The sequence below is a fragment of the Burkholderia sp. WP9 genome (genome assembly GCF_900104795.1).
Taxonomy (GTDB): Bacteria; Pseudomonadota; Gammaproteobacteria; order Burkholderiales; family Burkholderiaceae; genus Paraburkholderia.
Window position 1 is genome coordinate 2229080 of the sequence record NZ_FNTG01000002.1, and the last position, 23180, is coordinate 2252259.

A 23180-nucleotide genomic window follows, 5' to 3' on the forward strand; every position below is an offset into this window, starting at 1 on the left:
CAAACTTACTGGTTTGCGGACTCGTAACGTTACGTAGGCCGTAACGGTTTGCTGCGGCCGGGAACAGCGAAAGGGAGTTGGCGAGCGTTATCTCTAGTGCGCCGATCCGAGCGCTTCAATTGCACACTATCGCGGTATCCAGGGCGTACGAATTTGGGTATCCGTGGGCTGTCTTTTGGTGGCGTTTTCTGCCTCGAACCTATCGGGTTCTCTACGCAATCGATGGATCCGCAACGGCTAACTCAACAAATCAGAACGTCGATTTTTTTCAGTTGAACGTGCAATGGACGCAGGGTCCTCACGCAGCCCGCCTCGCTCATCCCGACACCCGCGCAAGTTTCGCAAACACCCCATTCCTCCCGATCCACTCCGCGTACTCCCGGTACGCCGGATCATTCATCAAGTGTTTTTCTTCTGTTTTGGCGCGCAGGAAGTAAAGCAGATTCACCGCAAGCAACGCCGCACAATGCGTCACCGCAACCTTCCACCCCATCGGTTCGACAAACGGCACCGTCACCATCCAGTAAGACAGATTCTTAGCGATATAAGCCGGATGCTTGGTGAACCGATAAGGTCCCGAAGTAATGATCCCGCGATTCGTCAGATTCGAAAACCGCAAGCCAAAAGAAATAGTCGCCAGCGCATAACACAGCAGCAAAGCAATGATGACAGCACCCCAGACTACCCGCACAACAGGCATCGAAATAAGCCAACTATCCCAGAAGACCGAGCCTTCGTAGCGGATGTACTGGTTGGAAATCAGCGACCAGAACGGCTGATAACAGATCAGTGCAACGAGCCAACCCAACGTGGTCGGCTCAGCGCTGCGCACGTGACTATCAAGAATGCGCAATGTACACAGGTAACCCACCGTGCCGAACATCAGATCCATCGCGAACGACAGGTCATACATAAACCGGAAAGTCGCAAGCGAAAACGGCGCATTCAGCGCGGTCGTCAACGACGCATTCAGATGGTCCGCATTAGTCGACAGGTAGACGATCATCAGCGGAAGGAAGAACGCCTTCACCATCCACCCGGCCAGCATCTCTCGGACAGGGCGCCAGTTCGCCGGCCGCACGCCGCGAAATAAGAAGCGCGCCCATAGCAGGTACGCGTCGTCGGTTTCGCGCTGATGCCGGTCCATCCACGCAAAGTAGAAGGGTGCCGCGATGAGCACATACGGTGCTAGCGTACCGAGCAGCGACCAGAACGGGTTATAGAAGGCGCCGTGATACTCGGGCAGCAGCCAGTAAAGCGCGCCGATGCCAGCGTACACCGAGGCCAGCGCCGCGAGGCGCAATTCGACGCGCACGATGCTCAGCGGCCGCACCGCGCGACTCGCGAGACCGGCGCTGGGGCGCAAATAGACTCGCGCGACGAATAGCTCGTAGCTTGCGATGGTCGCGATGATTGCGAGGCAGGCAACGGTGCTGCGCGTCGCGCCATCGATCGAACCGCTGTCGCGTAGCAACCAGAGCGTGAGCAATCCGACGCCGATCCCTAGCAAGCCAATCGAAAACGGCGTCGCCGAGCGCGGCCGCGGGTCGTGCGTGCGCGCGACCGTATTGAAAGTGGAGTTCATGTCATCCCTCGTAGTCATGACATTGACGGCGGCCGGGCTGTTGGTTTTTTTGCGCCCGGCCGCTGTGCTTGCGTAACGCTTATTTGCCGGCTGTCGCCACGCCGCCGAGCAATCCGCCGACGAGGTTCGTCACCGGCGCAAGCGGGTTCTTGCTGGTCGAGCCGCTGCTGCCTGTGCCGCTCGCTGAGCCGCCGGTCAATCCGCTGACAAGACCCGTGAGCGGATTGGCGGGCGTGCTTCCTTGCGAGGCGCCATTGAGTGCGCCCGTCACGCCGCTCGTCAACGAGCCGACCAGGGTCACGACGGGCGCGAGCGGACTGCTCGTGCCGGTCGTCCCACCCAATGAGCCGACCTTGCCGAGGAGCCCTGTGACGGGTGCCAGCAGACCGGCAGCGCCGCCTGTGCCGCTGGAACCTCCGGTAGCGCCGCCCAGCGATCCGAGGTTGCCGATCAGGCCAGTCAACGGCGGAATGGAGACGCCGCCCGAACTGCCAGTGCCGCCGAGTCCGCCGAGCGGCCCGAGCAAACCCGTGATCGGCGCGAGCGGATTGGTGGTCGCGCCAGTGAGCAATCCGGCCGCACTCGTGACGGTGTTACCCAATTGGCTCACGATTCCGCCGACATCTTTGCCGACCTGATCACCCGTGGCTCCCGACACTTTTACCCCGGCCGCATTGAGTCCGTTGCCGAGCGTGCCAAGCAGCTTGTCCAGCGGCGTGCCGAGGCCCGTCGCGTTGCCGATGGTCTGCGTCGTGTTGGAGACGGCTAGGGTGATCGGGTTGATCGCGGAACTGAGTCCGGTCTCGAGTTGCTGGACCGGCGCGCTGGAGAGCGTGGTGTTCAATCCCGCTCCGACAGAACCGACACCGCTGCCCACGCCATCGACGATGCTGCCGAGCGTCGAAGTCACCGGAGAGAGGGGTTTGAGCGGGCCGCTCGAGAGACTCGACACCGCACCGCCAAGTGCGGTGACGGCAGCACCGGCATTCGAGATGACGCCCGTGGTGGAGTTCAGCGTCGGGCCGAGCGGATTGGCCGCGCTACCCAGGGTGCCGAGGCCGGCGGCGGTGCCGTTACCCAGCACCTTCACGCCGTTGCCGAGGTCGGTGAGAGCGGTGCCAACGCCGGCGGTCGTTGCCCCGTTCACGCCAGGAATCGACGTGCCCGTGACCTTGGTGCCGGTATCGGCGACTGTGGTGCCGACTGCCGTGATGAGATTGCTAGCTTGGGTGACGACAGTGCCGATGGGGGTGGAAGAGGTACCGGAGGTGCCGGAAGTACCCGAGGTGCCGGACGTACCCGAGGTGCCGGACGTACCCGAGGTACCCGAGGTGCCCGAGGTGCCCGAAGTACCCGAGGTACCCGAGGTACCCGAGGTACCCGAAGTACCCGAAGTACCCGAAGTACCCGAAGTACCCGAAGTACCCGAAGTACCCGAAGTACCCGAAGTACCCGAAGTGCCCGAAGTGCCCGAAGTACCCGAGGTACCCGAGGTACCCGAGGTACCCGAGGTACCCGAGGTACCCGAGGTACCCGAAGTGCCCGAAGTGCCCGAAGTGCCCGAAGTGCCCGAAGTGCCCGAAGTGCCCGAAGTGCCCGAAGTACCCGAAGTACCCGAAGTGCCCGAGGTACCCGAAGTGCCCGAAGTACCGGAAGTACCCGACGTCCCGGAAGTGCCCGACGTTCCGGAAGTACCCGAAGTACCCGAAGTACCCGAAGTACCCGAAGTACCCGAAGTACCCGAAGTACCCGAAGTACCCGAGGTACCCGAAGTACCCGAGGTACCCGAGGTACCCGAAGTACCCGAGGTACCCGAGGTACCCGAGGTACCCGAAGTGCCCGAAGTACCCGAAGTACCCGAAGTCCCGGAAGTACCCGACGTCCCGGAAGTGCCCGACGTTCCGGAAGTGCCCGACGTACCCGAGGTACCCGAAGTGCCCGAAGTGCCCGACGTACCCGAGGTACCCGAAGTGCCCGAAGTGCCCGAAGTGCCCGAAGTGCCCGAAGTGCCCGAAGTGCCCGAAGTGCCCGAAGTGCCCGAAGTGCCCGAAGTACCGGAAGTACCGGAAGTACCCGACGTCCCGGAAGTGCCGGACGTGCCCGAGGAAGTGCCCGAAGTGCCCCCCAGTCCGCCCCCACCGATACTTGGGGTATGAAGTGTCGATCCGCAACCGTAGAGCGCGAGTAATGTGGATGTCGCAACAGCGATGGCTGTCCGACCGGCAAGTTTCTTCATGATGTCCCCGTAGAACGACTGTTGATAGGGACATTCTTGCAAGATGCACGCCAAGGTCTGTTGTGCTGTAACATTGATAATGAAAAGAATATATATCGAATTTTATTGATATATATGAAATATAAATTGCAAAAACAGCAATTTATTCAACTCGACAAAATCATGTTCCGCTTGCGTGCTACGTAACGCCGCAGCCTAACGTAACAGTGCAAACTGCCGTCAATCGATCGCGCAGCCAACTCTCACCGCGTTCGAGATCCCTTCGATACGTCTGAAAAAAATCATACGGATACCTAAAACAATCAAAGCTGCCGCTGGCCAGAAGCAACGACCGTCGCCCACCCACCGCTACGCCCCCCGAATCACCATACAAAACTATCGAAAACTGTAAGGTCATTCCCAATCTTGATTGAGAATGATTCGCGTTTACGTTAGATTGGTGCCCTGTCCTTTGACAAAACGGAGCGAATCTATGGCTGAGGTGCTTGTCCGGCGAGAGCCTTCAACAGCGATGCCTATAGCGGTTCTCAGCGCCGGCGGCGCCTGTCCCCCCGTCTCGCGCCGCACTCGCGCCCACCCGCGCCCGGTGAATTGGGAGAAGGGCACGCTGCTCGACGTGCTGATCGAGCACCGCCCGATGCTCGTCAACCTGGCGCGCGGTTTCGTGGGTTGCGCGAGTCTCGCGGAAGACGTGGTGCACGACGTCTTCATCAAGCTGGTCGACTTTCCGGATCAGGACGCGGTGCGGCAACCGGTCGCCTACGTCACGCGCATGGTGCGCAACGCGTCGATCGACGCCTTTCGCCGCCAGAGCCTCGAAAACACCTATCACGCCGACGAAGACGACGGCCTGCACGTGCCATCACCGGAACCCTCGCCGGAAGCCGCGCTGCTCGTAAGGGACACGCTGCGGCACGTCTACAACGCGCTCGAGCAACTGCCGCCGCGCAGTCGCGCCGCATTCGAAATGGTGCGTTTGCGCGAAGAAACGCTGCAAAGCACGGCGCGCGCACTCGACGTCTCGCAGACGCTGGTGCATTTCATGGTGCGCGACGCGGAGAAGCATTGCGCTGATTGCCTCGACGCCTGCAATCGCGGCGTGGCGGGTCCCGCGTTTTGCAGTGGCCGCGCGCGTCGGCGGTAAAAAAGCGCGCACTCCAAACGTCAACTGAATAGAAGCGGTGCGCGCGCAACACGCGGACACCGCTGTGCCGGGACATGCGAGCGCACTGTCCGGGCGCATTTTGACCTTTCATCGACTGAGCCTTTCATCATGACGCAAGCACAGCAGACCTCCAGCACGGCAGCAGAAGAGGCGGACGACCTCGCCTACACGGTCGTCATCAACGACGAAGAGCAGTACTCGATCTGGCCGACATTCCGCGACGTGCCGGCCGGCTGGCGCGAAGTGGGCGTGAGTGGTCCGAAAGCCGAATGCCTCGCGCACATCGAGACGGTATGGACTGACATGCGTCCTGCCAGCTTGCGCCGCCACATGGACGGAACGGCGTAAAGCGCGCGCAGTGAAATCCGGCAGCCTCGGGCATGCGCCCGGCCACGCCGCTTCAGCAAAAGGATTCAGAGTATGACCATGCTTTCGATGCCACTGCCCACGCTCGCCGATCTATCGATTGAGCCCGGTCTGCCGACTATCGTCTCGCCACGCGCGGGCGCAGCGATTTCATTGGAGGAAGCGGCGCCGCTGCTGCGCGTGATAGTCGACGACACGCTTGAGCGCGCGGGCGGTGTTCTGTTCACCGGTTTTCACGTGGGCTCGATCGACGCGTTTCAACGTTTCGCGGGATCGTTCGGGCATCCGCTGATCGGCTATGAATTCGCATCGACGCCGCGCAGCCAGGTGGAGGGCGCGGTTTACACGTCGACGGAATATCCGCCGCATCGCTCGATTCCTTTGCATAACGAACAGTCGTACACGCGCGAATGGCCTTTGCGTATCTGGTTTCACTGCGCGCTGGCTGCACGCTCAGGCGGCGCGACGCCGATCGCCGATAGCCGTGCGATCTACCGTGCGCTCGATCCGTCGCTAGTCGAGCGCTTTACGAAGCGTGAACTGCTCTATGTGCGCAATTTCGGGCAAGGGCTCGATCTGCCCTGGGAGCAGGCGTTCGGTTCGGACGACCCGCGCACGGTCGAGCGGATTTGCCGCGCGCGTGGCATCGAGTGCGAGTGGCGCGATAGCGAAGACGGCGAACTGCTGCTGCGCACGCGCGAGCGTTGCCAGGCGGTGGCGCGTCATCCACGCACGGGCGAGCACGTCTGGTTCAATCAGGCGAACCTGTTCCACCTTTCGTCGCTCGATGAAGACATGCAGGAGGCGTTGATCGACTCAGTCGGCCTGGAAAACGTGCCGCGCAACGTCTATTACGGCGACGGTGAACCACTCGAAGCGGACGCACTCGCGGAGATCCGCGGCGTGCTCGATCAGCAACGTATCGTGTTTCCGTGGCTGACCGGCGACGTGCTGATGCTCGACAACATGCTCACCGCGCATGCTCGCGATCCGTTCGAAGGGCCACGCAAAGTCGTGGTGGCGATGGCCCGAAGCTATAGCGAAGCCGAAGGCGAAAAACGGATGGCCGCGCAATGACGGAATCGCAGGGCGTGGCGCTCGCGGCGCATTCGCTGACGGTCGGCTATCGCGATCACGTCGTGCTCCACGGTCTGAACCTGAACATCGCGGCCGGCCGCGTCACGGCGTTGTGCGGACCGAACGGCTGCGGCAAAAGCACGCTATTGCGCACGCTCGCCGGTTTGCAACCGGCCTTGTCCGGCAGTGTCGATGTCAACGGCGTGCCGCTCGCTTCGCACGGGCGCCGTGTACTCGCCCGCACGCTCACCATGCTCGCGCAGTTCAACCAGATTCCTTCGGGCCTCACCGTACGCGAGTTGGTCGCGTACGGCCGCTACGCGCACGGCGGCTGGCTGCGCGGACTGTCGCGCGCCGACCACGCGGCGATCGACGAAGCGCTCGCGACCAGCGGACTCGCGGCCGACGCCGCGCGCGACGTCGCCGCGCTCTCGGGCGGCGAAAGGCAACGCGCGTGGATCGCGATGGCGTTGGCACAGCAGGCGCCGATCGTGCTGCTCGACGAGCCGACTACGTATCTCGACATCCATCATCAACTGGACATTCTGCGCGAATTGCGCCGATTGAATCGAACGCGCGGCCTCACGATCGTGTGGGTGCTCCACGATCTCAACCAGGCCGCGGCCTATAGCGACGAAATCGTGCTGATGCGCGCCGGCCGCGTCGTTGCGCAAGGGTCGCCCGATGCAATGCTCGACCCGCGCCACCTGAACGAAACCTTCAGTGTGCCGATGCTCAAGATCACGCATCCGCAAACGGGTGCGCCGATGTGCGTGCCGGCGTATGACGGCGATGCAGTGGATATCGCCAGCGCCTCCGCCTCGCTTCCTGAAGAAGCCACGAGCAAGGACCTCGCCGCATGACGACGCTGGCAGCGCGCAAACGCATGCGCCGCAATGCGCCGGCGCTCAACAGCTACCGTGCGCCCGTCAGAAGCCGCGTCACCACGATCGCCGCCGCGCTAGTCGCGTTTATCGTCGTCGTGTCTGTGATGCGTATTACGCCCGGTTTTCGCGCATGGCTCGCCGCGCCTGCAGACAGCGACGCCGCGCAGCTCGCCGGCATTCTGCTATTCGACCTGAGTGTGCCGCGCATTCTCGCGGCGCTGGTGGCAGGCGGCTGCCTTGCAGTGGCGGGCACGTTGTTCCAGTCGCTGACGCGCAATCCGCTGGCTTCGCCGGATCTTCTCGGCATTACCGGCGGCGCGCAGCTCGGCTTGCTCGCCGCGATGCTGGTGCCGTCGCTGGCCGGCGTGGCGTCCGTGCCGCTGCTGTTCGCGTGCGGTCTCGGCGCGGCGGCGTGCGTGGCCGCGGCTGCGGGCGGCTGGCGCGCGACGCCGTTGCGGCTCGTCCTTGCCGGCAGCGTCTGCATGCTGCTGTTCTCCGCGCTGACCACGCTGATTCTTGCGTTCTTCGAGCAGAGCATCGTCGGCGTGTCGTTGTGGGCGAGCGGCAGTCTGTATCAACCTGGCGCGGCCGGGTTGAAGATCGCGGCAACCTGGCTCGTGCTGCCGCTGATCGCGTTGCCGTTCGTGATTCGCCCGCTCGATCCGCTCGCCATCGGCGACGATGCCGCCGCGGCGGCCGGCGTTCGGGTGGATGCCACGCGGCTCGCGGCGATGGTGGTGGCGGTGGGCTTCGCGAGCGTCGCGGTCAGTGTCGCCGGACCGCTCTCGTATGTCGGCCTGATCGCACCCAATCTGCTGCGGCAGATACGCGGCGCGAAGTCTTCGAGGCTGGCCGCGCTCGTACCCTTGTCCGCGCTGGTCGGCGGCGCGCTGGTGCTCGTCACCGATAGCGCCGTGCAGGCGCTCGATCTCGACGCAACCCTTTCGACCGGCGTCGCGATTGCCTTCGTCGGCACGCCTTTGATGCTGGCGATGATCCGGAGCGGCGCCGCGTGGTCGGGCGCATTGCATGCCGGTCATGACCGCGCCGTCGCACGAACTGGCACGCGCCTCGTGCGCATTGTTGATAGGTGGCCCTGGCCGTTGACGGCAAGCATATTAGTGCTGCTCGGCATCGCGATCGTGTGTGCGGGCGCGTCGTTCGGCCCGACGACGATCGGTGTGCAACGTTGGCTCGCCGCCTTCGATCATCGCGACGAGCTGGCGAGAATGCTGCTCGATCTGCGTCTGCCGCGCCTTATCTGCGCATTGCTGGCGGGGGCGCTGCTCGCCGCGAGCGGCGTACTGATGCAAAGCATCGTACGCAATCCGCTCGCCGGTCCGGAAGTGCTGGGCGTGACGCAAGGCGCGGGCCTTGCAACGCTCGCGGCGCTCGTCATGTGGCCGCTCGCGGCACATTCGACGCTGACCGTCGCGTCGCTTGCGGGCGGCGGCATCACGTTGGCCTTGACCCTCGTGCTGAATCGCCGGCATCGCTATGCGCCGCTCGCGGTTGCGCTCACGGGTATCGTGATCGGCACGCTGTGGACGACACTGTCGCAATGGCTCATCACCCAGCAAAGCGTGCAGCCCGCGCGCTTCGTGGTGTGGCTGGTCGGTGGCACGTACGGGCGCAGTTGGGGCGAAGTGGCGACGCTGCTGCCGTGGTGCGTGCTGGCCGTGCCGGTGTTCGCGCTGCTCGCGCGTCCGCTCGATCTGCTCGCCTTGGGCGACGATCAGGCCGCCTCGCTCGGTTTGCCGATTGGCGTGCTGCGTCCGCTGGTGCTGACCGTGGCGACGCTCGCTGCGTGCGCGGCGGTGGCCGCGGTGGGGCCGGTTGGTTTCATCGGTTTGATGGCGCCGCATCTGGCGTCGATGCTCGGCGCGCGTGCTCATCGCACGCGCTTATGGCTGGCTGCGGCGTGCGGCGCACTGGTGCTGGTCGTGGCCGATATCGCCGCGCGCACGTTGCTGGCACCGCGCGAAATTCCCGCGGGTGTGCTGACCGCATTGATCGGTGCGCCTTATCTGCTTGCGCTATTGATCGTGGAGGCGCGTCGCGAGAAGCGGGGCAAACGGTGATGCGGCAACCTGTGCATGACGAGCGAGCGCGCTGCTTTGCGGGCTTCGCGCCGGAGTCGATCGCGCATTATCTCGAGCATGTGTGGCTCGGTACGCCGAACGCGGTTGATGAACCCGCACTCGCCGTTGGCCCAACCGCAAGGCTGACTGTGATCCCTGTTAGTGAACTGGCCAACCATCGCACGGAATTGCTCGATGCGATGGTCAAGCTATACGGCGGCGAGCGCGAAACGCATGCACGCGCTTTGCTGTCGCAATGGACCAAGTACTACTTCGGTTTCACCGCGACCGCCGGATTCGTCGCGGCGGCGTTGCTGCGCAGGCCGCTCGTCATGTCGCCGGATAAAACGCATGTCGTGCTGCGCGACGGCCTTCCCATCGCCGCGTATTTCGCATGCGATGCACTGCAGCCCGTCGAATGTGAACCTGCTCGCCGATATGCGCCGCCCGTCGAGCACTTGAATGCGGTGATCGAGACACTGTGCGCGCTGACCCGAATCGCGCCGCGCGTTTTGTGGAGCAACGCAGGCAATCTGCTGGACTACCTGTTCGAACAGTGCGCGCCGAAATTCGATTTGAGCGACGACATGGCATGGCTGTTCGGTCCGCTTGGTGCCAATGGCGAGGCCAATCCGCTGCGTCTGCCGGTGCGTCAGGCAAAGCCGCGCGCCGCCAGTCTGCCGAACCCGTTCAGCGCACGGCGCGTGTGCTGTGTACGTTATGAAATTCCCGGAGAGACGCAACTGTGCGGACGCTGCCCCCTGCTATTGACAATGAGCGATGCGGAGATCGCATTGCAGACCGCGTCACGATGACGAGGGTGGCGTCATCGGCGCCCAAGCCACGTCATGCAAATAAAATCCAGCGTTTCAGGCAGCTTTGCGTGACCGCCGCTGTGGCGGCAACGTTGTTTTCCAACTCGTATGTGTTCGCACAAAGCACTAGCACTAGCACTAGCACTAGCACTAGCACTAGCACTAGCACTGCCGCGGCCGCAACGAAAACAGGCCTCGCAACTCGCGTGGCCAACCCGAAAACGTCGCAGGAAACCTGCACACCGCTTGCCGACAATCCGATCGTTTCGCAATCGAGTCCGACATTGCCCGCACAGCCAAAGCGTATCGTCGTGCTCGAATTCATGTTCGCCGAAGACCTCGCGGCAGTCGGCATCACGCCGGTCGGCATGGCCGATCCCGAGTACTACCCGGTGTGGATCGGCTACGACAATGCACGTCTCGCATCGGTGCCCGACATTGGCACACGGCAGGAGCCGAGCCTCGAAGCGATCGCGGCAGTAAAACCCGATCTGATCCTCGGCGTCGGTTTGCGCCATGCGCCGATCTTTGCGGCACTGGAACGCATCGCGCCGACTGTACTGTTCAAATACGGCCCGAACTTCACCGAAGACGGCGCCCACGTCACGCAACTCGATTGGAGCCGCAAGATTCTGCGCACCATCGGTTGCCTGACCGGACGCGAAGAGGCGGCGCGTGCGGTCGAGGCGAAGGTCGATGCCGGGTTCGCCCGCGACGCCCAGCGCCTTGCCGAAGCCGGCCGCCGTGGCGAACAGGTGGCCTGGTTGCAGGAATTGGGCTTGCCGGACCGCTACTGGGCGTTCACGGGCAACAGCACGGCGGCGGGTGTCGCGCAGGCGCTCGGACTCGATCCGTGGCCCGCCGAAGCGACTCGCGAAGGCACCGCATACGTGAGTTCGGAAGATCTATTGAAGAAGCCGGCGCTGACCGTGCTGTTCGTCAGTGCGACTGGAAAAGATGTCCCGCTCGCCACCAAACTCGATTCGCCGATCTGGCGTTTCGTGCCGGCTCGAAGTTCGGGGCGCGTTGGGCTTGTCGAGCGCAATATCTGGGGATTTGGTGGGCCGATGTCGGCATTGCGGCTCGCCGATACGATGACGGACATGCTGTTGTCCTTGCCGAAGCCCGCAGTAAAGAAGTAAGCGACCCACGCTCCAACAAGCAGAGCGCAGAAAAAACAGCGCTCTGCTTGCAGATCTCTCACCTCATCATCCCATCGTACCGTTGGCCGCGGCCGGGCTCAGCACCGCCTGTGCCGAACCATGCGTCTCGCTGACGATACTGCCGTTTTCCAGCTTCAACACCCGGTCCGCGAGATGGAAGTAACGGTCGTCGTGACTGATCACCAGCACTGTCTTGCCGCGTGAACGCAACTCCGGCAACAGTTGCTCATAGAACACTGCTTTGAATTGCGGATCCTGATCCGCCGCCCATTCGTCGAACAGATAAAACGGCCGGTCTTCCAGATACGCGACCACCAGTGCCAGGCGTTTGCGTTGTCCTGTGGAAAGCGCTCGTGTGGAGAATGCGCCGTTCACGACCTGCACCTTGTGATCGAGCGCGAGCTTCGCGACCAGCGCGTTGGCTCGGGCATCCTCCTGCGCGCGCGAGGCGTCGTTCGGATCGACGATGCCGAGCAGCGCGTCGAACAGATGAAAATCGTTGAACACGGCGGTGAAACGCTGACGATATGCGGCGCGTTCCGCGAAGCCGACAGGCTTGCCGTCCAATTCAATCGTGCCGTCTTCGGGTTCGTAGAGGCCGGTCAGCACTTTTGCGAGCGTGGTCTTGCCACTGCCGTTGCCGCCCACGATAAACACCAGTTCGCCCGGCCTGAAGGTCAGATTGACCGGCCCGACACGGAACATGCGCTCATCGCGCTCGTGGAAGTACGAGTGTGTGACATTGCTGAGCGTAAGCGTGCGATACGGCGCATGCGAAGCGTTTTCGTCGGGCGGCGGCGAGATGCGCAGCGCGCCGAATTCAGCCATCACTTTCTCGATGCGATCGAGCGAGACGCGCGCGGCGTTCAGCGTCGGCACATTGTTGAGCAGGCCGTCCAGCGGCAGCAGCATGAACAGGAACACGACCACGTAGCCCGAGGCGGACGGCGCGTCGGCATGCACGCCGAGCGCCGGCCAGAACGCCGCGACGCCGAGAAACACGTAGAACAGGAACACGATCCAGCCGACCCCGACCGCATAGGCGCTGAACGCCCGGCGCCGATGATCGCGCACTTCGTCGATCGCGGAGCCGAGCTGGCCGTCCACGAATTGACGCGAACGCGCCTGGTGCAGCTTCAGTTCCTTCGCGCCGGTGAAGAGCGCGCCGAGGTAGCCGAACAGCTTGTCCTGAGAGCGGCCCGCGGCTTCGAGCGAGGCGATCGCGCGCTTGTCGCCGGCGTGATAGCCGAGCGAGCCGACCAGGATCGCGGCGAGCGCGAGCAGGCAGACCGGCCACGATAGCCACGCGAGATAACCCAGGCAACCGAACACGATCGAGCCGTGCATCACGAGATTGGGCAACGCGAAGAACAGCATCGAGACGTTGGTGGCGTCGTCGGTCAGCACGGATTGGACGGGCGCCGCGCCGATCCGCTCGACATCGCGCAACTCGGCTTCGGCCACACGCCGCGCGACGTGTTCGCGCAACTGCGCCATCGTGTCTTGCGAAAGGCGCGCGAACAGCACGCCGGTGATGACACGCGTGACGAGTGCGATCACCGCGCACAACGCGAAGCGCATGGCGAGCGACATATCGGCGGCGCCCGCTTGCGACAGCGCGCGGCTCAAGGTGGCAACGAGCAGCACACTGGCGATGCCGTTCAGCACGCAGGCGCTCAACGCGATCGCGAACGAGCCGCGAGAGCGCTTGAGCAGCGCCACGATCAGGCGCATGGCGGGCTTGGCCGTGGAACTGGAGGGAGAGGAAGAAGGCGAGGGTGGCGCGTCGTAGCGCTCGTTGGCAGCGGTCATCGGCAAGGTGTCGCAGTGGGTCGCAATGGATCGGTAAATCGCAGCGCATGCGTGCATGCGGCCATTCAGCGGGGCGCGAAGACTCGCCCCTCGCCTGATAGACGAATGGGCGAAGCAAACATTTACCGCGCACAGCGATCTGCCACGACGAAATGATGCAGTCCAAATAAAACGCCATGCGCGGTAAAGATTTGCGATTGCGGATCGTCACACCAATGAAGCGGCCCATTGCGGCCGGCGACTTGGCCGAAGCGGCCGGTTCTAACGGATTTCATGCCCATGACGAGCTTCCCGATTGCGTTGCACCACCAGATCCGCGCCATGGCGCGCATCGATCCCGCTGCGCCCGCACTGGCGTCATTCACGCCGAACACTGTGCGCTTGACGCGCGGGGAACTGGAGAGTCGCGCGGCGCGTCTTGCCGCGCGACTGCGTGCCGCGGGCGTGACGACTGAAGTGCGTGTGGGCGTGTGCGTCGCGCGCTCCTGCGATCTGTTCGTCGCGTTGCTGGCTGTATTGAAGGCGGGCGGCGTGTTCGTCGCGCTCGATCCGCGTCATCCGCCAGCGCGCCTCGATTGGGTCGCGCGGGATGCTGGGCTCATGCACGGCATCGTCGACGGTTCTGCTGATGCGGCAATGCGCGCGCGTTTCGTTCAATGTTTCGACGTGGCAAGCGTTGTTACGGCAGACACGGCAGATGCATATTTCGACGACGAAGACACGCCGGTGCATCCGCGCGCGGCGGCCTACATGATTTACACGTCCGGCTCGACAGGCACGCCGAAGGCGGTGGCTGTCGAGCACGGTCCGCTCGCCGCGCACGGCGAAGCGCTCGCCGGCTCGTTGCCGATCAGCGCCGCCGACCGTGTGCTGCATTTTGCTTCGGTCAATTTCGACGTCTCCATCGAAGCGTGGCTAGTACCGCTTGCCGTCGGCGGCAGCGTGGTGATCAGCGATCCGCCGCCGTTCGGGCCGGAAACCACGCATGCGTTCATGCTGCGCGAAAACATCACGAATACGACGCTGCCGCCCGCTTATGTGCGCGAGTTCGCGAACGTTTGCGAGCGTCTAGGCGTGCCGCCTTCGCTGCGCACGCTGCTGTTCGGCGGCGAAGCGATGTCGCAAGACAGTTTCGACGAGATTCGCCGCGTATTTCCGTCGGTGCGTCTCGTCAATGGGTATGGACCGACGGAGGCGGTGATCTCGCCGATGCTGTGGCCCGTCGATCCGGGTGTGGCGCCGTTGCTAGAAGAAGGCAATGGTTTTGCATCGCTGCCGATAGGCTGGCCGATCGGGCGGCGCGTGGCGCGTGTCGATGGCGCGGCGAAACGGGGCGAGGCCGGCGAATTATTGCTCGGCGGCGTGTGTCTCGCGCGCGGCTACCACGGCCGTGCGGCGCTGACAGCTGAGCGCTTCTTGCCCGACCCGCACGGCGCACCGGGCGAACGGATTTACCGCACCGGCGACCTCGCACGCGAACGTGACGACGGCTCGTTCGATTATCTCGGCCGCATCGACGATCAGGTTCAGGTGCGCGGCGTGCGCGTCGAGCCCGGCGAAATCGCGGCCTGCCTGCTGACGCATCCGGCGGTGGCCGATGCGGGCGTGCTGGCCGAAACTGCGGGCGGCCGGACGCAATTGATCGCCTGCGTGGTGCTGCGCGACGACGCACTCGACGATGCCGCACTGCAAGCGCATCTCGCCGCGCATTTGCCTCAGGCGTGGATGCCGCAGCGCATCGCGCGCTTCGAGCGTTTGCCTTATACGCTGAATGGCAAGCTCGATCGCGCCGCCTTGCGCGACTTCGTTGCTGCGATGCCGGTTGTGGCCGATGCGCATCATGTCGCGCCTCGCACCGCCACTGAAACGCGCCTGGCGGCGCTTTGGCAAACGCTGTTGAACGGCGCGGCGCCGATTGGCTGCACGGATCGATTCTTCGCTTGCGGTGGCGATTCGCTCACGGCGATGCAATTGCAAGCGGCGATTCGTATCGAGTGGCGCGTGAATTTACGGCTCGATGCGTTGTTCGCCGATCAACCGCTCGAAGCGCTGGCGCGTCTGATCGACGAGAGCGAGCCTGAAGCAGCAGCAGGTTCGCATTCGATCAACGTTGTGCATACCGCTGACGCGCCGTTCGTCGACCGTCCCGCCTCGTTCGCGCAACAGCGCTTCTGGGTGCTCGCGCAAACGCAGGACGCAGGCGCGGCGTACCACGTCGCCGTGCAATGGAATGTGCGGGGTGCACTCGAGTTTGGCACGCTGCAACGCGCGCTCGACTGTGTCATCGCACGTCATCAGGCATGGCGAACCACGCTGGTCGAGTCCGATGATGGAGTCGTCGTGCAACGCATTCACGCACGCTTGCCGGTGCCGATTGCGTACATTGATTTGCGCGCCGAGAGTGAGGTCGAACGCGTTGCGCGATTGGCGGCGTTCACGGAACAGCACGTTGGCGCGGCCTTCGATCTATCGAAAGGGCCATTGGTGCGCGCCGCGCTTGTCACGCTAACCGACAACACGCAGCGTTTCCTGTTGACCACGCATCATTCGATCAGCGACGGCTGGAGCTCACGCTGTGCCTTCGACGAACTGCGAACAGCCTACACCGCCTTCGCGATGGGAAGCGAGCCGCAGTTGCCCGCACTGACGGTGCAGTACGCCGACTACGCGCAATGGCAACGCGACTGGCTTGCCGCGGGCGAAGGCGCACGGCAACTGGCGTACTGGCGCGATGCGCTGAGCAATGCACCCGAACCACTCGCGTTGCCGCTCGACCGGCCGCGCTCACCGGAACACGACTATCGTGGCGGCCGTCTCGCGCTGCGTTTACCCGCAGCACTTTCCGAAGCCGTGCGCGAGACGGCGCGACGCGCGCGGGCGACCCCGTTCACGGTGCTGCTCGCCGCTTTCGACGCGTGGCTCTATCGTTTGACCGGCGCAACCGATGTCGTCGTGGCCGCGCCGATCGCGCATCGGCAGCGGGCGGAGACCGTGCCGCTGGTGGGTCTCTTCCTCAACACGCTTGCGCTACGAACGCGCGTCGCGCCGGACCAATCGTTCGCCGCGTTGCTCGACGGCGTGCGCCTCTCCACGTTCAATGCGTTCGCGCATCAGGATGTGCCCTTCGATCAGGTGCTCGACGCCGTCAAGCCGCCGGTGCGGCGCGGCGATGCGTGGCTGAAGGTCAAGTTCGCGCAGCAGTTCGATCTGGAGTTGACGGCTGAATTGCCGGGCGCCTCGGTGCGCATGTCGCCGGGTCTCGATCTCGCTGCCCGCTTCGATTACGCGCTCGATTTCACCGACGACCCGCGCGGCATCGAACTGGTCGCGGCGTACGCGCTCGACGGTATCGACGAAGCGACCGCTCGCGCGTGGCTCCATAGCTACGCCGCGCTCGTCGCGGATGCCGTGCGCGATCCTCAGTGCGCGATTGCTGAACTGGATTGTGCGGATAGCGCCGAATATCGATCCGCGCGACGCGGACGCGAATTTCAACCGGCGGCTAACAACGTGCTCGCGCTGTTCGCGCGCCATGTGCGTGAAACGCCGCATGGTGTGGCACTCGCGGATGTCGATCAGCAACTCACGTATGCGGACCTCGACGCGGCGTCCGACCGAATCGCATTTGCTTTGAGGCAGCGTGAGGTTGGCGCTGAACAGGCGGTGGCGGTGTGTATCGAGCGCTCGGTGCGCTTTGTGGTCGCGCTGATCGGCGTGATGAAGTCCGGCGCGTACGTTGTGCCGCTCGACCCCGCGGCGCCGAATGAGCGCTTGACTACGTCTGTCGATACCTGTGGCGCGCGCTGGATTTTGACAGCCGGTCAAGCGGTCACTACGTTAGGCGGCGCGGCCGCGCTCGACTTCGATGCGCTCACGCAAGCTGCATCGCCGGCGAGCGTGGATGACTCGATCGCTTCGCACATGCCACCGTTGGCCGATCAAGCCGCCTACCTGATCTTCACCTCAGGCTCGACCGGCACGCCTAAGGGCGTCGTGATTTCGCACGGTGCGCTGGCTGATTATGTCGAAGGCATGCTGGACGAACTCGCGTTCGCCGCGGACGCTTCGATGGCGATGGTCTCCACCGTCGCGGCCGACCTCGGCCATACGACGCTATTCGGCGCGCTGTGCTCGGGCCGTACGCTGCACCTGTTGCCCGCGCAATGCGCGTTCGATCCCGATCGCTTCGCCCACGAAATGCGCAGGCGCAATGTCGGTATTCTCAAGATCGTGCCGAGCCACTTGCACGCGCTGCTCGACGCGCAGCATCCCGCCGAGGTGCTGCCCGCACACGCGCTGGTGACGGGTGGCGAAACGCTGCCGTGGTCGCTGGTCCAGCGGATCGCTGCGCTCAAGCCGGCCTGCCGCGTCATCAATCACTATGGCCCGACTGAAGCAACCGTAGGCGCATTGACATGCGATACGTCCGCGCCGGAGCAAGCGGCATTGCGTGCGCCGAGCACGCAAGCGGCACACGCCGTGCCGCTCGGTCTGCCGTTGCCGAACGCCTACGCATGTGTGCTCGACAACAGCGGCGCGAGCGTGCCGCCAGGCGCAATCGGAGAGTTGTATCTTGGCGGCCCGGGTTTGGCACGCGGCTATCTGGGTCGTCCTGCCGCAACCGCCGAGCGTTTTGTACCGAATCCTTTCGTGCCAGGCGAGCGACTCTATCGAACCGGCGACCGCGTCAGACTGCGCGCCGATCGTCGACTGGATTTTCTGGGCCGGCTCGACGACCAGGTGAAAATTCGCGGCTACCGTGTCGAGCCGGGCGAGGTCAGCGCGGCGCTGCGCGCGCTCGAAGGCGTCGCTCAGGCCGAAACGCTTGCCGTGGAGCATGACGGGCGTTTGCGTCTGGCGTCGTTCGTGGCGATGACGAGCGGAGCGCGTTTTGACGAAGCCGCGTTGCGCGCGGCGTTGAGCGTGAGCCTGCCGGATTACATGGTGCCGGCGGTGTTGCAGCAGGTCGCCTCGTTGCCCGTGACTGCCAACGGCAAGGTGGATCGGGCGGCATTACGGGCGCTGGCGGTCGCGCCAGCGCCCGCAATGGCCGCCGCAGACGCGCCGCAAGGCCCGACCGAAGAAACCCTCGCCGCCGTCTGGAAGGACGTGCTCAAAGCCGAACGTGTGGGCCGCGAGGACAACTTCTTCGAGCTTGGCGGCGACTCTATTCTGGTGTTGCAGGTGATCGCGCGTTCGCGCAAACGCGGCGTGCGCTTCACGCCCAAGCAACTATTCGATGCGCCAACGCTTGCGCAACTCGCGCGCGTCGCGACAACGGTGGAACTCGCCTTGCAAGCGGCTCCCACCATCCCGAATGCGCAAGGCACGCCACCCAAAACGGACGAGGCCACCACGCTCACGCCCGCACAACTGCGCTTCTTTGCTCTGGATATTCCGCAGCGTGGCCACTGGAATCAATCCATTGAACTCGACGCGCAAGCGCCGTTCGACTTCGACGCATTCGCCCGCGCCTTCGAAACGCTGCTGACGCACCACGACATTTTCCGCCAGCGTTTCGCGCCGGTCGGGTCGCAAGGCGAATGGCGGCTCACGCTGGCCGCGCAAGCGTTCGAAACACTGCCGCTAGCAGCGGTCTGCGCACGCGACGAGGCCGACGCGCTCGCTCAGTTCGACGCGTTGCAAAGGACGCTCGATCTGACACGCGGCCCGCTCGTCTGCGCCTTGGCTGCGCTTCTGCCTGACGGTGCCACCAACCTCTATCTGGCGATCCATCACATCATCGTCGACGGTGTGTCGTGGCGCGTGCTGCTGGACGATCTCGATGCCGTCTATCGTGCCGCTTGCGAGCGCCGCAGCGTGCGGCTCGCGTCGACGGGAACGAGTGCGCAGGAATGGGCGGCACGCCTCGCACGCGCCGCGCGCGACACGACGCACTCGCCGTTCGCCGCAGAAATACCGTACTGGACCGCGCTCGCCGCGCCGTACGACGATCTGCCGCTCGACGATCCGCACGCCAGGGCGACCAACGCCGACGCGCAATCCGTGATCCAGACGATCGGCGCCGATCTCACGCGCGCCGCGTTGACGGAGGCGAATGCCGCCTATCGAACGCAGACGATCGAACTGCTGATTGCCGCGCTGACGCAGTCGCTCGGCTTGCCGGCGTGCCGCATCGAACTCGAAGGCCACGGCCGCGAGGCCTTGTTCGAGGACGTCGACGTGAGCCGCACGACAGGCTGGCTGACGAGTCACTATCCGGTGCAGTTCTCGCTTGAAAGCACGCCGGCCGCTACGCTCGGCGCGGTCAAGGACACGTTGCGCGCGGTGCCGAACAAAGGCCTCGGTTTCGGCGTGCTGCGCCACTACGGCGACACAGCGACGCGTGCGGCGCTCGCCGCCGTGCCGCGTCCGCATGTGACCTTCAACTACCTCGGCCAGTTCGACGCCCCTCGCGAGGCGGCGCTCGTACCGCGTTTTGGTGGCGCGGGCCGCGAGCGCGATCCGGCGGGGCCGATTGGCAACGCGTTGGCGATTCACGCCTATATCGACGGCGACGCCACGCGCACGCTCAAAGTCCATTGGGTCTACGGCGCGACGCAATTCGAGCGCGCTACTGTGGAGGCACTCGCGCAGCGCTTCGAGGGCGCGCTTGCTGAACTGGTTGGCGCATGCGCTGGGCGTCTTGCGCAACGAGGCGGCGGCGCAACACCTGCGGATTATCCGCTCGCCCGCGCGGGCGGCCTGACACAGGCTGCTATCGAACGCATGCGGCTCGACTTGCGCACGATCGACGATATCTATCCGCTTTCGCCGATGCAGCACGGCATTCTGTTTCACTCTCTATTCGCGCCCGAGCAGTCCACTTATGTGAATCAATTGGTCGCGACGTTGATCGACCCGGATGTGGAGCGCCTGCGTGCGGCATTCGAGGCGGCGGTGCCGCGCCATGACATTTTGCGCACGAGCTTCACGCCGGAAGAGGCGGCGCCGATGCAGATCGTGCATCGCCAGGCGCGCATGCCCGTCGAGATTTTGGACTGGCGCGAGCGCGGCGCGGGTGCGATGGATGCTTTCGAAAACTGGCTCCGCGCCGACCGCTCGCGCGGTTTCGATCTGACGTCGCCGCCGCTGATGCGCGTCGCGCTGATCCGCATCACGGACAATGCATGGCGTCTCGTCTGGACGCGTCACCATTTGCTGCTCGATGGCTGGAGCACCGCGCGCTTCTTTGCGGATGTGCTGCGCGATTACATCGAGCCGCCGCGTCCGCAGCTGTTCGCTGCGCCCGCGAAGACGCGCTATCGCGACTTCATCGCGTGGCTCGCCGCGCGTGATGCCGACAGCGCGCGCGCTTTCTGGCTGCAACGCCTCGCGCTGCTCGACGAGCCGACGCTGGTCGCCGCGCTGGAGTCCGCAAGCGGCCGCCGCGAATCGCGCCATCTCGCGCACCGTGAAACCGTCGACGCAGCCACGACGGCGCGTCTAATCGACACCGCGCGCCGTCTGAAAGTCACGCTCAATACGATGGTGCAAGGCGCGTGGGCGCTTGCACTGCAACGTATGACGCATCGCACGGCAGTCGCCTTCGGCGCGACCGTCGCGGGCCGTCCTGACGCGCTGCCGGACGTCGATACCGTGCTCGGTCTGTTCATCAACACGCTGCCGGTGATCACCGCGCCGTTGCCGCAACGCCGGGCTTCGGCATGGCTGCACGACCTGCAGCGCGATAACGCCGCGGCCGCCGAGCACGCGCATACGCCGCTGTCTGAAATCCAGCAATGGGCGGGGCAGGGTGGCGGCGCGCTGTTCGACACGTTGGTCGTGTTCGAAAACTACCCCGTGGATGAAGCCTGGCAGGGCCGCGACGAGCGAGCGCTGAAGCTGCGTGAGCTGCGCAATATCGAAGCGACGGACTTCGCTCTCACGCTGGTGATCGAAGCGGGCACCACGCTTATGATCGACTACGGTTACGACGCTGCGCAACTCGATGAAGCGCGTGTCGCCGCGTTGCATCGCGCGTTCGCTTCGTGCCTCGCGGACCTGATCGCAAATCCGGACGCGCGGCTCGGCACGATTTCGATCTCCACGGCGGACGATCTCGCCGCGCTGAACCGCTTCAACGAGACGGCGCAAGCGTGGCCGCTCACGCAGCAACAGGCGCTGCATCGGCAGTTCGAACAGAAGGCGTTGATATCGCCAGAGGCTATCGCGCTGGAATTCGCCGATCCGCAAGGACGCACGCACCAGATGTCCTACGGCGAACTCGACTCGAACGCCGATCGCGTCGCCGCCGCGCTCATCGAAGCAGGCGTGCGCGCGGACACGGCGGTGGCGCTATGTGTCGAGCGCTCGTTCGACATGGTGGTGGCGCTGATCGGCGTGCTCAAAGCGGGCGCGGCTTATCTGCCGATCGATCCCGACTATCCGGCGGAGCGCATCGCGTATCTGCTCGACGACGCGAAACCGGCCGTCGTGCTGACACAGCCCAATCTGCTGGAACGGGTCACGAACGCAGTCAACAACACCGGCGTGAAAATCCTGACCGTCGACGCACTACGCGGCGCTGACTTCACGCTCAGCGCTCCGGTCGCAGTCGCGCCCGATCAGCTCGCTTACCTGATCTACACCTCGGGTTCGACTGGCAAGCCGAAGGGCGCGGGCAATACGCATCGCGCGCTGGCGAACCGGATTGCGTGGGTGCAGGACGCGTATCGCCTCGATGCCCGCGACGTCGTGTTGCACAAGACGCCGTTCGGTTTCGACGTGTCGGTATGGGAGTTCGTGTGGCCGCTCGCCGTCGGCGCGAAGCTCGCGATCGCGGCGCCTGGCGAGCATCGCGATCCGGCGCGCCTCGTCGCCGCGATCGAGGCACACCGCGTCACGACGCTGCATTTCGTGCCGTCGATGCTCGCGGCCTTCGTCGCGCACCTGGAAGACTTCCACGCGGCGGTCCGCTGCGCGAGTATCGAGCGAATCGTCGCCAGCGGCGAAGCGCTCGCGCCGGAACTGGTGGCGCGCGTGGCAAAGCAACTGCCTCACGCGCGGCTCTACAACCTCTACGGTCCGACCGAGGCGGCCATCGACGTTTCGCATTGGACTTGCGATGCGCGCGACGCCGAAGCGGCCTCCGTGCCGATCGGTCATCCGATTGCGAACCTGCAACTCCACGTGCTCGACGCGGCGTTGCAACCGTTGCCGCAAGGCGCGATCGGCGAACTGTACCTGGGCGGCGTGGGACTTGCGCGCGGCTATCTTGGCCGGGCCGCGCTGACAGCCGATCGCTTTGTGCCCGATCCGTTTTCGCCCGGCGCGCGGCTCTATCGAACCGGCGACCTTGCACGCCGCCGCGCGGACGGCGCGCTCGACTATCTCGGCCGCATGGATACGCAGGTGAAACTGCGTGGCCAGCGCGTCGAGCCGGGCGAAATCGAAGCCCTGCTGCGGGCGGCACCCGGCGTGCACGATGCGGTGGTGATCGTGCGTGACGAGCAACTGATTGGCTACGTGGCGCGCAGCGCGGACAACGCGCTCGATACGCAGGCGCTGCTCGATGGCTTGCGAGCGCAACTGCCGTCGTACATGGTGCCTTCGCATCTGATCGCGATGGATGCGCTGCCGGTCACGCCGAACGGCAAATGCGACCGGCACGCGCTACCCGCGCCCGTGCGCGGCTCTGTCGGCGAACATGCTCTGGATTTGCCGGCCACCGACACTGAACGCGAACTCGCCGAGATCTGGAAGCGCGTGCTGCGCGTCGACGCGATTGGCCGCGACGACGACTTCTTCGTGCTAGGCGGTCACTCGCTGCTTGCGACGCAAGCCAACGCGCAGGCGAATCTGCACTGGGCGCTCGTTCTGCCGCTACGCACCTTGTTCGACGAACGCACGTTGCAGCGCTGTGCCGCCGCGATCGATCGCGCGCTCGCCGAGCGCGAGGCTCATGGAGCAGGCGATACCGCGAGCGCGATCGATGCACTGCTCGATGAATTCGAACTGCAATAAGCCCACACATCGACCGATCGACCCGCC

The 23180-nt window shown here is 64.5% G+C and carries 11 protein-coding genes; 8 read left to right on the forward strand and 3 right to left on the reverse strand.

The window, feature by feature from the left end; translation table 11 throughout:
* Nucleotides 1-316 precede the first annotated feature (316 nt).
* Both BLW71_RS31150 and BLW71_RS31155 read right to left on the reverse strand, forming a co-directional pair.
* The gene (locus tag BLW71_RS31150; protein ID WP_091806315.1) at nucleotides 317-1585 is read right to left on the reverse strand and encodes an isoprenylcysteine carboxylmethyltransferase family protein; all 1269 of its coding nucleotides are present in this window, start codon (nucleotides 1583-1585) and stop codon (nucleotides 317-319) included.
* A 79-nt stretch (nucleotides 1586-1664) separates the two neighbouring features.
* Nucleotides 1665-3821 carry a collagen-like triple helix repeat-containing protein gene (locus BLW71_RS31155; protein WP_091806318.1) on the reverse strand — a complete coding sequence of 719 codons (2157 nt, stop codon included), beginning with the start codon at nucleotides 3819-3821 and terminating at the stop codon, nucleotides 1665-1667.
* A 472-nt stretch (nucleotides 3822-4293) separates the two neighbouring features.
* Here BLW71_RS31155 and BLW71_RS31160 point away from each other — a divergent pair, with 472 nt between their 5' ends.
* The 7 genes from BLW71_RS31160 to BLW71_RS31190 all read left to right on the forward strand — a co-directional run bounded on the left by BLW71_RS31160 (nucleotide 4294) and on the right by BLW71_RS31190 (nucleotide 11354).
* Nucleotides 4294-4965: an RNA polymerase factor sigma-70 gene (locus BLW71_RS31160; protein ID WP_091806321.1), complete on the forward strand. Its 672-nt coding sequence runs from the start codon at nucleotides 4294-4296 to the stop codon at nucleotides 4963-4965.
* 129 nt (nucleotides 4966-5094) lie between these two features.
* Nucleotides 5095-5334, forward strand: a complete 240-nt coding sequence (locus tag BLW71_RS31165) for an MbtH family protein (RefSeq protein ID WP_091806324.1) — start codon at nucleotides 5095-5097, stop codon at nucleotides 5332-5334.
* A 72-nt stretch (nucleotides 5335-5406) separates the two neighbouring features.
* Nucleotides 5407-6429, forward strand: coding sequence for a TauD/TfdA family dioxygenase (locus BLW71_RS31170; RefSeq protein WP_091806326.1), 1023 nt, complete (start codon nucleotides 5407-5409; stop codon nucleotides 6427-6429).
* Nucleotides 6426-7292 (forward strand): ABC transporter ATP-binding protein, encoded by an 867-nt coding sequence (locus BLW71_RS31175; RefSeq protein ID WP_091806329.1) that lies wholly within the window; start codon nucleotides 6426-6428, stop codon nucleotides 7290-7292. The genes BLW71_RS31170 and BLW71_RS31175 overlap by 4 nt, the downstream gene beginning before the upstream one ends.
* A complete protein-coding gene (gene fhuB / locus BLW71_RS31180; protein ID WP_091806333.1) occupies nucleotides 7289-9397 on the forward strand; it encodes a Fe(3+)-hydroxamate ABC transporter permease FhuB in 2109 nt (702 codons plus the stop codon). The genes BLW71_RS31175 and fhuB overlap by 4 nt, the downstream gene beginning before the upstream one ends.
* Entirely contained in the window at nucleotides 9397-10212 is an 816-nt protein-coding gene (fhuF, locus tag BLW71_RS31185) for a siderophore-iron reductase FhuF (protein ID WP_091806336.1), read from the forward strand. Before fhuB ends, fhuF begins: the two co-directional genes overlap by 1 nt.
* Nucleotides 10213-10280: 68 nt before the next feature.
* On the forward strand, nucleotides 10281-11354 hold the full coding sequence (locus tag BLW71_RS31190; protein ID WP_286162159.1) for an ABC transporter substrate-binding protein: 1074 nt from the start codon (nucleotides 10281-10283) through the stop codon (nucleotides 11352-11354).
* Between the two features lie 66 nt (nucleotides 11355-11420).
* Here BLW71_RS31190 and BLW71_RS31195 read toward each other — a convergent pair whose 3' ends face one another.
* Nucleotides 11421-13187, reverse strand: a complete 1767-nt coding sequence (locus tag BLW71_RS31195) for a cyclic peptide export ABC transporter (protein ID WP_091809090.1) — start codon at nucleotides 13185-13187, stop codon at nucleotides 11421-11423.
* 279 nt (nucleotides 13188-13466) lie between these two features.
* On the opposite strand from BLW71_RS31195, the gene BLW71_RS31200 reads away from it, so the two are divergent.
* On the forward strand, nucleotides 13467-23153 hold the full coding sequence (locus BLW71_RS31200; protein ID WP_091806340.1) for a non-ribosomal peptide synthetase: 9687 nt from the start codon (nucleotides 13467-13469) through the stop codon (nucleotides 23151-23153).
* The last annotated feature ends 27 nt before the right edge of the window (nucleotides 23154-23180 follow it).

What these genes read in the sequence shown, in the direction of transcription:
- BLW71_RS31150 (WP_091806315.1), bottom strand. Translation starts at nt 1,585, where the DNA reads ATGAACTCCACTTTCAATACGGTCGCGCGCACGCACGACCCGCGGCCG.
- BLW71_RS31155 (WP_091806318.1), bottom strand. Translation starts at nt 3,821, where the DNA reads ATGAAGAAACTTGCCGGTCGGACAGCCATCGCTGTTGCGACATCCACA.
- BLW71_RS31160 (WP_091806321.1), top strand. Translation starts at nt 4,294, where the DNA reads ATGGCTGAGGTGCTTGTCCGGCGAGAGCCTTCAACAGCGATGCCTATA.
- BLW71_RS31165 (WP_091806324.1), top strand. Translation starts at nt 5,095, where the DNA reads ATGACGCAAGCACAGCAGACCTCCAGCACGGCAGCAGAAGAGGCGGAC.
- BLW71_RS31170 (WP_091806326.1), top strand. Translation starts at nt 5,407, where the DNA reads ATGACCATGCTTTCGATGCCACTGCCCACGCTCGCCGATCTATCGATT.
- BLW71_RS31175 (WP_091806329.1), top strand. Translation starts at nt 6,426, where the DNA reads ATGACGGAATCGCAGGGCGTGGCGCTCGCGGCGCATTCGCTGACGGTC.
- fhuB (WP_091806333.1), top strand. Translation starts at nt 7,289, where the DNA reads ATGACGACGCTGGCAGCGCGCAAACGCATGCGCCGCAATGCGCCGGCG.
- fhuF (WP_091806336.1), top strand. Translation starts at nt 9,397, where the DNA reads ATGCGGCAACCTGTGCATGACGAGCGAGCGCGCTGCTTTGCGGGCTTC.
- BLW71_RS31195 (WP_091809090.1), bottom strand. Translation starts at nt 13,187, where the DNA reads ATGACCGCTGCCAACGAGCGCTACGACGCGCCACCCTCGCCTTCTTCC.
- BLW71_RS31200 (WP_091806340.1), top strand. Translation starts at nt 13,467, where the DNA reads ATGACGAGCTTCCCGATTGCGTTGCACCACCAGATCCGCGCCATGGCG.